Source organism: Candidatus Spongiihabitans sp., from assembly GCF_965237845.1.
GTDB lineage: Bacteria > Pseudomonadota > Gammaproteobacteria > Arenicellales > Poriferihabitantaceae > Spongiihabitans.
Map to the genome: position 1 here is coordinate 2,240,876 of NZ_OZ250154.1, position 14,237 is coordinate 2,255,112.

Genomic DNA, 14,237 nt, shown 5'->3' on the forward strand with positions numbered 1-14,237 from the left:
TTGAAAGTTATAAATTGAATGTTCGTGTGTCGATTATGCCTTGGTTGGTTGCGGCTCTGCCGCTAACTGCTGGCGCTTCAGTCCAGCATTAACATAATCGGTGAACATCCTATGGCCGTCTCTGGGGTTTGAGGTGAATTCGGGATGAAACTGGCAAGCCACGAACCAGGGATGATCTTCAAGTTCGATAATCTCAACCAAGCCGTTGCATGACAACCCGGAAAAAATCAAACCGCGATCTTCGAGTTGTTTCATATAGTTATTGTTGAACTCAAAACGATGCCGATGGCGCTCCTTGATCACCTCTTTATGGTAAATACGCTTGTACCTGGAACCATTTTTAAGGTGAATTTCCTGCGCTCCCAAGCGCAGGGTGCCGCCCAGATTGGCATTTTCGTCTCGCCGTTCGCGCTGCCCCTTATAGTCAATCCATTCGGTGAGCAACGCAATCACAGGATGAGGCGACTTCTTGTCGAATTCGGTACTGTGCGCATTTTTCAGACCCGCAACATTACGCGCAAATTCAATGGTTGCCACCTGCATACCCAAACAGATGCCCAAGTAAGGAATCTTGTTGACCCGCGCATACTGCACCGCTGTTATCATGCCCTCAACACCTCTTTCACCAAATCCGCCCGGCACCAGAATAGCGTCAGCTGGTTCCAGCATTGCGGCGCCATTTTCTTCGATCTCGGTTGAATCAACGTAAAATATTTCAATTTTGGTACGAGTTTGAATGCCGGCGTGAAATAATGCTTCTGACAGCGATTTATAGGACTCGGTCAGACTGACATACTTGCCGACCATGGCAATGGTGATTTTATTTTCGGTATGAATGCTGTTTTCCAGCACCCGGTCCCATTCCGACATATCCGGCGGACGCGCTTTGATATTGAGTTGTTCGATAACAATCTGGTCTATTTTTTGCGCCACATACAATTTTGGAATTTCGTAAATGTTATCGACATCGACACCCGAGATAACGGCTTCCTCCTCCACGTTAGTGAATAAGGCAATCTTTTTACGGGCAGTATCGGGGAGTGTGTCCCGAACACGGCACAATAATATATCCGGCTGAATACCAATTGAACGCATCTCTTTTACCGAGTGCTGAGTGGGTTTGGTTTTGATCTCTCCGGTAACTGCAATCTCAGGCACCAATGTAAGATGCATAAACAAGGTGTTTTTCTTGCCAAACTCGATCCGCATTTGGCGAATGGCCTCAAGGAATGGCAATGATTCGATGTCACCCACTGTGCCGCCAATTTCCACCAATGCAATTTCCGCCCCCGAAGCCCCGGCTATCACCGATGCCTTGATTTCGTCGGTAATATGCGGAATCACCTGCACCGTGCCACCCAGATAATCCCCTCGCCGCTCCTTCCGAATCACCGTTTCATAAATTTGGCCGGTGGTAAAATTATTTGCTTTGCCCATGGTGGTGCGAACAAAGCGTTCGTAATGCCCCAAATCCAGATCGGTCTCGGCGCCATCCTCGGTCACAAACACCTCGCCGTGCTGACACGGACTCATGGTACCGGGATCGACATTGATATAGGGATCTAACTTAAGCAGCGTCACCTTGATCTCTCTGGCTTCCAGGACGCTGCCCAGAGATGCCGAAGCGATGCCTTTGCCAAGTGAAGAAACAACCCCGCCGGTTATAAAAACGAATTTTGTCATAGCGACCCGTAGTTACTAGTAAATTTTAATACCCTGCATTGGCTTCAATTGCACTACTTAACTCAATAAAACAGGCTAAATAACCATAATAAATCAACCAAACATTAATAATCGTTCAGGGTGCGGATGTGTTTAGGGAATGACCCGAATGCAGTTCCCCGGACGGGAGGATAGACTACCAAATGCAGGCGCGCCTGATACATGCTCTCTTTAACGGTAACGGCATACCCTTTTGTGGTACTGCCAAATTTAATGCTGAGACGTTTATGCCCTTTATGCCCTATGGTCTGGGCATATCCAAAAAATATACAACAAAAGGGTAAAACTCTCAATCGTTAATCCGCATCATTAAGCCGGGAAAATTGGGGGCGGATTCCCAAATTACTCGAATCCGCTGCATATTCTCCCAACCCGCCAATACCATGGACCCAGGCTATTTCATCGTCGATTTTTAAAAATGGCAGACAATCCCGTTCCCAAGGCGGTACACAACTAGCCTGGAATAATTTTTTCAATGAAGAATGATGCTGTCGATTATTCAGCCGCACCCGCTCACCGCCTTTTCGCCAAACTAATTGAATCTTTTTTCCTTGCATAGCGCGCCGCTGTATTCCTCCCGATTCCGCATTCGCTATTTCCACCGCTATGCCATATTCAGGAATGTTCATTGCCTGCATATTCCAGGTCATGGTTAAATATCTCCGCCCCCGGGATTTCTGGCCCGGCATCGACTTGGTGAGATATAAATGACGATTATAATACCGTGCCGCCAGGTTATCCGGACTATCCGGGCCATTGAACTCGAGGGTTGCCTGTGATGCCTGTTGCGCCACAATTTGGTGATACAGGGTCGCCAATTGTCCATTTGAAGGAGACGCATAACCGGCGTTGTGAATCCAGTAACGGATCAATCCAGTCACTTCAAACTGGTTCTTTTCATTAACCTGGGGCACATCCAAAAACTGATCAAGATGCAACGGATCGGTTAAACAAAAAACACCTCTGAATTGTGGGCAGCAGCCGCTTTCGTGCAACGCTGATAATTTCGCTCTATCGCATTCAGCGATCCGACGGCAGGAATCGGCCGCCCGGTTTAGTGCGATAACAATACCGGGCCATCGATGACTCAGAGTGGGCATTAACTCATGCCGAATATAATTTCGATAGAACCGGATATCATGATTCATCGGATCCTCAATCCATTTTAGTTTTTTCAGTTGTGCGTAGCTCATCAATTGCGCTCTGCTAAAACCAAGCAATGGACGAATCAATTGGGTTTTCGATCCATGAACTATTGGTCTTGCAGGCGAGACCCCTGCAAGTTGTTCAATTTCTTTTCCCTGAAACAGGTTTAACAAAAAAGTTTCCGCCTGATCGTCAGCATGATGGGCACTGACCACCACATGCTTAGGTTGCGAAATTTCATCAAGCCAATGGTATCTGGCATCCCGCGCATTTGCTTCAATGCTTTCCCCCAGCTTAGCATTAATTGTCCGACGAACAGAAACGAAACGCACCTCAAACTCATTGCACCAGCGTTCGCATTGCTTGGTCCAAATCGCAGATTGGTGTTGTAATCCATGATCAAAGTGCGCCGCAATGATATTAATGTTTGATTGATTGCGTAAAGATGCCAGTCCGTGCAACAAAACCTGGGAATCGCACCCACCGCTATAAGCAACCACAAACTGTGTATTCTCAGCCAGTCCAAAGTTTTCAAATAAAATCCTGGATAGCGCCTGGGCGGAAAAGTCAGTAGTGGATTGCTTAATCTTTAAGTTCACGCTTTAAGTTCAAATTTCCCAAAACTCATGAGCCGCGCATAACGATTTTCAAGCAGTTGCTCATTATCGACGTTCTCAAACTCTCTTAGCGCGTCAACAATTTTGTCTTTGACCGACCGGGCGGTTTCATCATAGTCTCGGTGTGCACCGCCCAGTGGTTCGGCAATAACTTCATCGACCAGACCAAATTTTGATAACTCCCGAGTCGTTACCCCCATCGCTTCAGCGGCTTCGGCGGCCTTATCCGCACTCTTCCACAAAATAGAGGCACATCCTTCGGGGGAAATCACCGCATAGGTTGAATATTTCAACATCAACAATTTATCGCATACCCCAATCGCAAGCGCGCCTCCAGAACCCCCTTCGCCAATGACCACGGAAATTATGGGGGTTTTCAATGTCGCCATCACTTCAATAGATTGTGCAATGGCCTGGCTTTGCCCCCGTTCCTCGGCGCCGACTCCGGGATAGGCGCCAGGCGTATCAATAAATGTGACTACTGGCAGGCTAAATCGCTCAGCCAGCCGCATTATCCGCTGGGCTTTACGGTAGCCCTCCGGTCTTGCCATACCAAAATTGCGTCTGGTGCGTTGTTTGGTATCCCGACCCTTCTGGTGGCCAACAATGGCGATTCTGTGGCCATCAATCCACCCCAGTCCAGCAACAATTGCGCCATCATCGGAATACATTCGGTCGCCATGCAGTTCCTGAAAATCGACCACAATTCTTTCAATGTAATCCAGCGTGTACGGGCGCAAAGGATGGCGGGCGATTTGTGTAATTTGCCAGGCTCCAAGTTTGGCGAATATCTCTTTTGTCAGCCGCAGATTTTTCGCGCGCAGCCGGCTGATTTCAGCGCCCAGATTTAACTCGCCGGCTGAACTGACTCTCTGTAGCTCGGCAATTTTTTCCTGTAACTCGGCGATAGGTTTCTCAAATTCGAGATAATCAAGACTCATAACAATTTTAGTGCGGTTTTAATAATGTGAGACCTTTGCATAATTACCGGAAGTGCGGCTTTAGCCGCGCAAGATGATTGCCGATGGCGGGACTAAAGTCCCACTTCCGATAGTATTTTGAATTATGCAAAGGTCTCAATGTATATACGTTTGAATTTTAAACCATTTGTCCCGACTCAATACCTTATGAGACAAAATCAGGCAGGTGGAATGAGTTGCTGATAATACCACATCGTTCCAATCCTGCTCCATACATGGGCCGGCGCCAGCACAAGATCGTCATTCCCCCGCATTTCCAACTAAGGTATTGTATTCGGCGGCAACCCGACATGGGAGCCCGTAGCGGTTTGGTGATGGTGGGAATAGAATATTGATAGTTCTAAAATGCAACTGCTTTGTTTTACGGAAAATCAAGTATATAATTCCTCAATATTTACATCCTTTTCTGCTGCCTTCAGCTATCGCCGTGTAATTACTTTTTTAAACCTCAAGACAGGAATCAGCAATGACTCAATTCGCAAATGACCATCTTCGCAAAGCCGTTCGGGAACAGTATGGCAAGGTAGCCGAATCAGATAATTCAGATTGTGGAAATTCAGCAACTTCATGTTGCGATGAATCGAGTTCCGATGCCAAAACGACCTCAATGAAACTCGGCTACTCAAACACTGATGTTTGTGAAGTGCCGGACGGCGCAAACATGGGCCTGGGTTGCGGCAACCCAAAAGCAATTGCCTCGCTGAAACCCGGGGAAACGGTTTTAGATTTGGGCAGCGGCGGTGGTTTTGATTGCTTTCTCGCCGTTAGGGAAGTGGGAGAATCAGGACAAGTTATAGGCGTTGATATGACCCATGAAATGCTGAGCAAGGCACGAAAAAATGCGGCTGATGCAGGTTATGGCAATGTCGATTTTCGGCTCGGTGAAATAGAGAATCTGCCGGTAGCCGATTCGAGCGTGGATGTTATTATTTCCAATTGCGTGATTAATTTATCGCCGGAAAAAGCAAAGGTTTTTCGGGAATCGTTGCGGGTGCTGAAGCCTGGCGGACGACTTGCTATATCAGATGTCGTGGCGACCGCTGAGTTGCCGGAAAAGTTCAAAAATGACATGGCGTTATTTACCGGGTGTATGTCTGGGGCCTCATCAATCAAAGCTATTGAAACCATGCTCAAAGATGCCGGGTTTGATGAAATAGCGATTAAACCAAAGGATGAGAGCAGGGATTTTATCCGAAATTGGGTGCCGGATAGCAAGATCGAAGATTATGTTGTTTCTGCAACCATTGAGGCAATCAAACCAAAGGCATAACCAGGCGTTGCACTCGGACCACCAAAAACGGCATGGCTTCCGTTATGCCACAGCCGCACCATATTTTGGCAGTCGATAAACTAGGTGTTAGGCTCCAACCAAACCAAGTTGGGAAGCATGAAATCAAGTACAATATGAGCCATAGACAATGCAACAAAAATCATTTGATATGCCTTTACAGCATAAATTACATACTGTTAAAGAAACGGAGCCATTTAGTTTGGTTTATGAGCATAAAAATGGGAATCTTTATCAAGGCGACAGTATCGAATGGCTAAAATCACTTCAATCAGAAAGTGTGAATTTGATATTTGCTGATCCACCTTACAACATTAATAAAGCCGATTGGGATAAGTTTGAAAGTCAAACAAGATATATTGATTGGTCTATGCAGTGGATTAGTGAAGCATCAAGGGTCTTAAAGAAGGATGGAACGCTTTATGTCTGTGGCTTTTCTGAGATTCTAGCTGATTTAAAACACCCCTCAATGAGGTATTTTAAGTCTTGTCGATGGATCGTTTGGTATTATAAAAATAAAGCTAATCTAGGCAATGATTGGGGGCGCTCTCATGAAAGTTTGTTACACCTTAGAAAAAACAGGAAACAGACCTTTAATGTTGATGATGTCCGCATACCTTATGGAAAGCATACTTTGAAATACCCATCACATCCACAGGCTGAATCAAGTCAGTATGGTAATAATGGAAAACGAAAAGATGTATGGGTGCCTCATCCAGGAGGTGCAAAACCTAAAGATGTTATAGAAGTACCTACCACATGCAATGGTATGGGAGAAACAACATCACATCCAACACAAAAACCAGAGGAATTAGTGAGAAAGTTTGTGCTTGCATCGTCAAGCGAAGGCGACATTGTGCTTGATCCATTTTCAGGTTCAGGGACCACAATAGTAGTCGCTGAACAACTAAATCGAAAATGGTTTGGCTGTGAAGTTGAACCAGAATACAACGAGTGGGCCGTCAACCGACTGGAAAGCGCCCAAAGAAAGACAAAAGACGAATGGATGAAGTTTGATAAAGCCAATGAAAAAAGAAGGAACTCTATTAGATGAATCTCAATAAACTTGTTGTCGGCGCTTGCGAAAAAAAACTGATTTATTCAGATAAGTGACTATATTGATTTCGCTCTCGGCTATCTTGAGTTCATAAAAACAAATTTACAAGCCGTTATTGTTTCAAGAAATGAAAATCATTATCAATTATTCCAATACAAAAAAGATGGAACTTATAATGTAACAAGACCTATCAACTCAAATCTTTTATATAATCTTGAAGAGTTTGAAAAAGAGAGTACAGAATTTCTAAAAATCATGGGTGATATAAGAGGCAGTGACAGCGAGGAAAATAGGAATATAGTAAATCGAACAATTTACACCGCTCAACAATGTATAGGTGCTGCACTTGATGCGCTTCCAGCTAAAAAGTCGAATACAGCACGTAAAATTAATGGTGATCTTTTTGAACGATTCATTCGGTTAGTAATATCTGACATTGGCGTGAATGTTATTGAAGGAACTATATCTGTACCTGTTAAAATAGATGGTGAAATAACATTTAAAATGAACTACCAGCATGATTTGATAGTTCAGGACGGTACAAAAACAAAAGCTATCGGTTCCGTGAAAACATCAAGTAAAGATAGAATAGATAAAATATTTATCGACAAATTTTTGTACAACAAATTAACGGATACAAGTACCCCGCATTTTGCAATTTTTTTGAATGACGTGCAAAGGAAAGGAAAAGAGGGGGAATATGGTATTAATGCTACGTTCCTTACTGGTCATTTTAAGGGCTACACTGTCAAATTAAATCCACTTGATGACGTATATTATTGTGATATTCGCCCTAACATGGTTACTGAAAAAATATTAAAAGATCATATAAAGGCATTTGATAATTTTGTATTCACTGATATTTGGAGGTTTTTGGAATAAAATCGCCTAACAAAGACATCAAAGGCGACGCTCATCCTTCTCGGTGTTAGAGAAACAAGAAATAATTTCCAAATGCAATTGCCCATAGCGATATCAATAATTGCAGTTCTAAATGGGGTCAGTGAGTTAACCGATAGTATTCCATCTCCGAAGCCTTGTAGTTTGACAAACACCCCATAGCGTCAAGCACTGAGGTCAGGAAACTTTGAGCGGTTAGCCTTCCAAGTGCGCCAGTTGCGCAATCCGTTTCGTTAAATCGGTTGACCCGATCCTTGCGCCCAAGGGGATTGTGAATCAGAACCGGCACCGGGTCGCCATTATGTTCTCCCCGGTACGAATCGGTTGAATGGTCAGCGCAAACGCCGAGTATGGTGTCTTCCAGATTAATTTTAGCCGAGCTCATTTCGCCCCAAATCATTTCACCCAGGGCCGTATCAAATCGATTGATAACCTCTGCTTTTGCACGCGGGTTGCGGTCATGGGCTGTGGTATCGGTGGCCTTTATATGCAGGTAAACCAAGTCATGGGTTGCTAACGCCGTTTTTGCAAAAGCCAGTTTTTTGTCCAGATCGGTATCGGGTAGTGCGGTAAAGTCTGAATCAGTCGTCGTGGTAAAACTGAACAAATTTGCAAGTCCGAGAATAGTGCTTTCACCAGCAATAACGGCAACTTTCAGATTGAGATAGGCGAGGATATTATTAAAATTCTGGTGTGCGCCGACGCCTCGGGTAATGATCCCGTTAGCGGGCAACTGGTTGCCTTGTATTCTTTTCTGATTAACCGGGTGGGATGACAAAACAGCATGCGATATTTCTGTAAAGCGATTGACGGCGGCGGCGGTGCGCTGAGCGATTTCATCCTCGCTATTATTCGCCCTGGACATTAATATTCTCTGGTCAATTCCCTTTCCCCCAGGATCGGTATCGCTTATTTGTGCGGATAAATGAGAGCCTCGCAAACGTAAAACACAACGGTGCTGAGTGGCGGGGTGCAGCGACGCGAGAATATCGGAGCCGACATCGATATCCTCAAGTGCGCTACATAAGCTATCCACGTTCTCTCTAATGCGTCCGGCCCGACGATCTTTAATATGAAAATCGGATGCATGCTTTTCAACAGTCGCCAGATTTGCCCGGAATAACAGATCTCCAACGTGCAAATCCAGCCCAATTCCCGCCGCTTCAATGGGTCCGCGACAAAGGCAAGAGGCAACACCTGGGGGTAATCCAAATAAAATGCCGACCCCGGTATGGGTGTCAACCGGTAATCCCGGCAACAATGGATCCATCAATCCGCATTGATTACTTTGCGCTAACTGATCAAGCGCTGGAGTGTCGGCAAATTCCAGCGGCGTATTACCATCGAGTTCCGGGCATGGGCGATCCCCCAAACCATCGAGAATAATGACCAAACCCTTGAATCGATTACGAGTCATGAATATTATTTCCGCTATATTGTTTCCGCAAGGCAACGATCCTGTTTTTGTACTTTACCGAAATCGTTTGGATGATGATGTTAATAATATCCAATGTCGTATCAGCCACTTTTTTGTTGTCAATAATCTCGATGTCTTCATTATCCGCTTCTGATAAAAGCATTGTTTGCAGTTGCAGGATTGCATCGATATTTTCCAAATATCGTTTGGCTCTCCTTTGTTTGTTCTCACTGAACCTGCCTTTGATAAAACGGATAAGGCGTTTCTTGTTCAATACCGCCAAACATATCGGCACGACTACCGCCTCTGATGATTCGATGCGCCCAAGCAGAGAAGGACGAATGTGGACACCTTCAACAATCATTGAAACATTTTCGTTCAAGGCGCGTTGAACGACCGCTTCACATGCGACTTCGACCATTTCTGACTGCATTTGAAAACCATAAAACAGATGGTCGTCTGCATTGTTGTACAGATCAGGAATGTGCATGGCTTTTCCTGCTTTAAAAGACGAGGCATGCAATGACGGGGACAATTTTTCGGGAATCATTATTCGCATGACTTCACGCAACATATCGGTTGACTGGGTTCGAACTATGCCCAAACGATTTGCAACTTCGGTTGCGATGGTGCTTTTTCCGCTGCCGGGAACCCCGCCAATAAACAGTAGCAGCGGGTAGCTGTTCTTGAGAAAATCTCGCCATACCAAATAGTAATCGGCGTGTTGCTGATCCACTTCTTTTCGAATAACCGAATAAGTCAATGACGTTAATCGGCGAGAAGTTATTTCCCTTATTTTGTTCTTAATTAAATGACTGTGAATTTTTCGTGTAATTGATATACATTGAGCGCTTGCAATAGAACAGCTTTCAAGTCGTTGGACATGCAACCCGCGAGAAAACGGGTCTTTGCTTCCGCCGCCGCCGATAACGATGAGGTTTTCACGGAATATGCCTTCCTTGCGGTATTGTTTGGGTATCGTGCCCGGATGGTCATCGGTGAGAATTTCTGTTATGCGCTCGCGTAATTCATCGGTAGTCACTTCGTCGCTGTCATCCAAATCATCTCGGAGGTCGCTGGCTACGTTGTAGGCATCCACAAATTCCAATCCGGCTTCCTGTAATGACTTAACCAACATACCTCGCAGGAACGGAATCCGCGTGTCGTTTTCCTGGTTGACGACTATTAGTTTAGACATGGTCAGGATAAAAATTCAGGATTGACATTAATCATCTAGGCCTTTGCTGCTTTAATGCGTACCGCTTTAATGCGTGCTGCTTCATGGTGCGCGCCCTGATACGCTGCGCGAACCACCTGTGCAATGATTTTTAACCCTTGTTCCACTTGCTTCTCATTGCCCGCATAAGATACGCGGATACATTGCAGTTTGTGTTCCCAGTTTTCTTTCAATCCCGGAAAGAAATGGCTGCCGGATATGATATAGACGCCTCGTTTTTTTAAATTTTGATAGAGTGTCTCACAGGTACCCGGCAAGCCTTCGAACCACAGCCACAAAAACATGGCCCCCTCAGGTTTGTGGACTCTAACCGGCAGATCGCTCATATATTCTCGCACCAGATTCACGGCCTGATCGACGCGCAGCTTGTAATAGGGTTTGATGATGGTATCGCACAGCGATATGAGATCTTTGTTCTTGACCAATCGGGTCAGCAAAGAAGGCCCGAATCGTCCAGGAGAAAGATTAAATATGGCGTTGCAACGGGTTATCATGTCGATGATTTCCGCGTCTGCAATAACGATGCCGGTCCTGACTCCAGGCAACCCCAACTTTGATAAACTCAAACATAAAACCATATGACCATCCCAAACAGGCATGGCATCGGTAAAAATAATGCCAGGAAAAGGGAGACCATACGCACCATCGAGGATTAAAGGAATACTTGCTTGCTTTGCCAGTTGATTTAATTTCGTGAGTTCCGTGTCAGTGATTACGTTTCCAGTTGGATTCGTTGGTCTGGAAACACAGATTGCGCCACACTCATCGTCGATATCAATTGCACTGAAATCGACTTGATACTTGAAAAACAGGCGGTCATCTTTATCGATCTGAATAACCGGACGATTTGCCCGGAATATTTCACTTTCATTAAGTCCCACATCATTATAGCCAATATATTCCGGGGTCATCGGCAACAGTATTTTCTTGCTTGTTCGGTCAGCGAATTGACCCGCAAACAGATTGAATAAAATACCAAAGCTGGCCTGACTGCCATTGGTAATGGCAATATTTTTTGAGGTGACTGACCAGCCACAAGTATCGTTCAGCAACTCAGCAAGCACTTCGATAAAGCGTTGGTTTCCCTGTGGGGGATCGTAGTTTCCCACCATTTTTTCAAACTGGTTTCCATTCTCCAGAAGTCGAATCATTTCTGCTCGGTAGCAGACTTCAATCTGCGGAATAGCCGCTGGGTTTCCACCGCCTAACATATAAATTTCCTGGTCCAGATTGAGCGCATGTCCAAGATCGTTCATAAGCCGCAAGATGCCGCTATCCTGGTTGAAATGATTGGAAAAATTTGAAAATTTCATTGAATGTAGTTGACCTGGATGTGCCGTATTTGAATAGTCTGAAGAGAATAATTACTCGAGTTGTTGACAGATTATTCGACAAAAATCCAGGCCTGCTGTCTATCTAACAATGGCAGCGCAAATAGAAAAGCCGCACTTAGAAAAACATCTGCAATCAAGATGTCAATTATTGATCGGTTCGATGGAATCCAATAAATTTTGATTAACTAATTTAGTATCAACAACCGTCTTTGGAGAATTATCCTTAGATAGATTTTTATAATAGACAAAATCAGTTAATATTTTTCCGCTCTCAACTAAAAAAGCATCATGCCCTTGATCTATAAAGTTTTCGTTTTCGGCATCTTCATCACGACTGTCTTGCTCAGCATCGAGAAGTTCGACGGTTTCAAATGTGGATTGCCCCAGCGCTTTTCGTTTTTTATTTTCAAGCGTCAAGCGCTCCAAATCCCGTTGCTTTCGGTTTTCACGCCGTTTATCCTGGTTGAGAGTGGTGAACTTCCTTTCACGATTGAGTTTGTTTATTTTATTGACCTCAAGAACATATGCAAATTCAGGATCGCTTTTGACTCGTGAAAAATGTCTGGATAGTGTTTGATTTAAAACCTGTGCATCCAGTGAAAGTTGAAAAGGAACAAATGATGCTTTATCTATTTGACGCCATGGAATCGCATTTTCGTAAGCTCTCTCTCCTGAATCCGTTTCCCGTTCCGCGGTGTGCCAGATTATATCGGGAATCACGCCTCGGTGTTGGGTGCTATCTCCATTGATTCTAAAGAACTGCGCTATGGTGACCTTGAGTTGTCCCAAATCTTCCTCGGTATTAACAAATCGATTGAGGCTAACCAGATTCTGAACCGTGCCTTTTCCAAAAGTGGGTTCGCCAACTATCAATCCACGTTTGTAATCCTGAATAGCGCCCGCAAGAATTTCTGAAGCGCTCGCACTATGCCGATCGACCAGAACAACCAGCGGGCCGTCGTAAACTATGTCAGGATCTGGGTCTTGATCAATTTGAATGCGACCATTGGAATTTTGAACTTGTACTACCGGACCTTTACGGAAAAACAAACCGGTTAACGAAATCGCTTCAGTCAGCGCGCCGCCCCCGTTTCCGCGAAGATCGATAATCAACCCATCAATACTCTCATCTTTTAATTCAATCAGTAACTTCCTGACATCCTTGGTAGTACTCCTGTAGTTCGGGTCGCTAACACTCTTGCCGTCAAAGTCACTGTAAAAAGAAGGCAGATCGATAACGCCAATGGTTGATTGAGATTGCTCAGTCTCGACCTTAAGCAGACGTTTTTTTGCGGCCTGCTCTTCAAGTTTGATTTTATCCCTGAGGATGATAATTGTTTCCGGCTTTCCTTCCAGTCCGTATTCACCAGGCAGGATGTCAAGTTTGACAGTGGAGCCTTTCGGTCCGCGAATGAGATCCACCACATCGTCGAGCCGCCAGCCAATGACATCGACAATATCTTCATTTTCCTGACCAACGCCAATGATCCGGTCGCCGGATTTAAGTTGGTCAGCGATATCGGCCGGGCCGCCGGGAATAATTCTTCTAACTAAGGTGTATTCATTGTCGGTTTGCAACACTGCACCGATACCCTCTAAAGAAAGTCGCATATGAATTTTAAAATTTTCCGCGCCACGAAGAGAGTAATAACTTGCGTGTGGTTCAATAGTCGTTACATAGGCGTTGATAAAACTTTGGAATACATCATCAGCATTGAATTGCCGCGTTCTTCTGGCGATATGGGCATAACGATTCCTTAAAGTTTTGTTGATATCGTCTGAATCATTATTGTCTGGATCGGCGCCGGATTTTTTGGCGAGCCGAAGATTGATAATGTCGTTCTTGATTCTCTTTCGCCAGTAATCATTAAGCGATTGTTCGCTTTGCGCCCACGCAGATTGTTGCGTGTCCAGCAAAAACTGTTCGTTTAATGTAAAGTCAAAAGATTGTTCGAGTCTTTGCAATGCATACTCGATGCGTTGATTTACCCGCTTCCTGAAAACTTTGAAAATCGCGTAAACAGGCTCCAGGGCGCCGCGCTTAATATAGTCATCGAACTCATATTTGATGGTTTCAAACCGATCGATATCTTCCTGTAGAAAAAAACTTTTGGCGGGATCAAGTTTATCGATAAACCTGTTCAGCACTTTTTCGGAAAAACGATTATCCAATGGAACCTTTCTAAAATAAGATTTATCGACCAGATAGCTAATCAACTTTACTGTTCTGGATTGTTTTTCGAAACTCTCCGGCATAATGGCCTGTTCAAGACCATCCAGAGTCGCACTCCATGTCATCGTGGGGGTAATCGCTGCCAAAGTGCAAACCAATACCCCCACGATGACATGGAGTGCGATCGTTGAGGAGAGAATTGAAATTCCGCAGCTCAATTGATGCACAATGCGATGGTGCATATGATTCTCATGGGCATAGCCAGTCCGCCGCGTTACCCGAAATTTGTTGCTGAAGAATGTTAATTGTTTAGCCATTTGCCGAACTGTCCCGCTACTGCTCCATAATTGGCATAGTAAAATTGCA

The 14,237-nt window shown here is 44.7% G+C and carries 10 protein-coding genes; 3 read left to right on the plus strand and 7 right to left on the minus strand.

All coding sequences use genetic code 11. From position 1 onward, the window contains the following. Window positions 1–33 precede the first annotated feature (33 nt). From ACPXXB_RS10690 to ACPXXB_RS10700, 3 genes are all read right to left on the minus strand, one after another. Complete coding sequence (locus ACPXXB_RS10690) at window positions 34–1,683, minus strand: CTP synthase (RefSeq protein WP_423907310.1); 1,650 nt, start codon at window positions 1,681–1,683, stop codon at window positions 34–36. 335 nt (window positions 1,684–2,018) lie between these two features. Then, entirely contained in the window at window positions 2,019–3,467 is a 1,449-nt protein-coding gene (tilS, locus tag ACPXXB_RS10695) for a tRNA lysidine(34) synthetase TilS (protein WP_423907311.1), read from the minus strand. Further along, window positions 3,464–4,426, minus strand: a complete 963-nt coding sequence (locus ACPXXB_RS10700; RefSeq protein WP_423907313.1) for an acetyl-CoA carboxylase carboxyltransferase subunit alpha — start codon at window positions 4,424–4,426, stop codon at window positions 3,464–3,466. Before ACPXXB_RS10700 ends, tilS begins: the two co-directional genes overlap by 4 nt. 505 nt (window positions 4,427–4,931) lie before the next feature. Between ACPXXB_RS10700 and ACPXXB_RS10705 the strand changes: the two genes are divergently transcribed. The 3 genes from ACPXXB_RS10705 (at window position 4,932) to ACPXXB_RS10715 (ending at window position 7,692) form a co-directional block, all read left to right on the plus strand. After that, the gene (locus ACPXXB_RS10705) at window positions 4,932–5,735 is read left to right on the plus strand and encodes an arsenite methyltransferase (RefSeq protein WP_423907314.1); all 804 of its coding nucleotides are present in this window, start codon (window positions 4,932–4,934) and stop codon (window positions 5,733–5,735) included. A 169-nt stretch (window positions 5,736–5,904) separates the two neighbouring features. Beyond that, entirely contained in the window at window positions 5,905–6,807 is a 903-nt protein-coding gene (locus ACPXXB_RS10710; protein WP_423911133.1) for a DNA-methyltransferase, read from the plus strand. A 258-nt stretch (window positions 6,808–7,065) separates the two neighbouring features. Beyond that, entirely contained in the window at window positions 7,066–7,692 is a 627-nt protein-coding gene (locus ACPXXB_RS10715) for a hypothetical protein (RefSeq protein ID WP_423907316.1), read from the plus strand. Between the two features lie 118 nt (window positions 7,693–7,810). Here ACPXXB_RS10715 and ACPXXB_RS10720 read toward each other — a convergent pair whose 3' ends face one another. From ACPXXB_RS10720 to ACPXXB_RS10735, 4 genes are all read right to left on the minus strand, one after another. Further along, window positions 7,811–9,127 (minus strand): alkaline phosphatase family protein, encoded by a 1,317-nt coding sequence (locus tag ACPXXB_RS10720; protein ID WP_423907318.1) that lies wholly within the window; start codon window positions 9,125–9,127, stop codon window positions 7,811–7,813. Then, complete coding sequence (locus ACPXXB_RS10725; protein WP_423907320.1) at window positions 9,117–10,325, minus strand: ATP cone domain-containing protein; 1,209 nt, start codon at window positions 10,323–10,325, stop codon at window positions 9,117–9,119. The genes ACPXXB_RS10720 and ACPXXB_RS10725 overlap by 11 nt, the downstream gene beginning before the upstream one ends. 35 nt (window positions 10,326–10,360) lie before the next feature. After that, window positions 10,361–11,677, minus strand: coding sequence for a valine--pyruvate transaminase (locus ACPXXB_RS10730; protein WP_423907322.1), 1,317 nt, complete (start codon window positions 11,675–11,677; stop codon window positions 10,361–10,363). A gap of 162 nt (window positions 11,678–11,839) precedes the next feature. After that, complete coding sequence (locus ACPXXB_RS10735; protein ID WP_423907324.1) at window positions 11,840–14,188, minus strand: carboxy terminal-processing peptidase; 2,349 nt, start codon at window positions 14,186–14,188, stop codon at window positions 11,840–11,842. Window positions 14,189–14,237 lie beyond the last annotated feature (49 nt).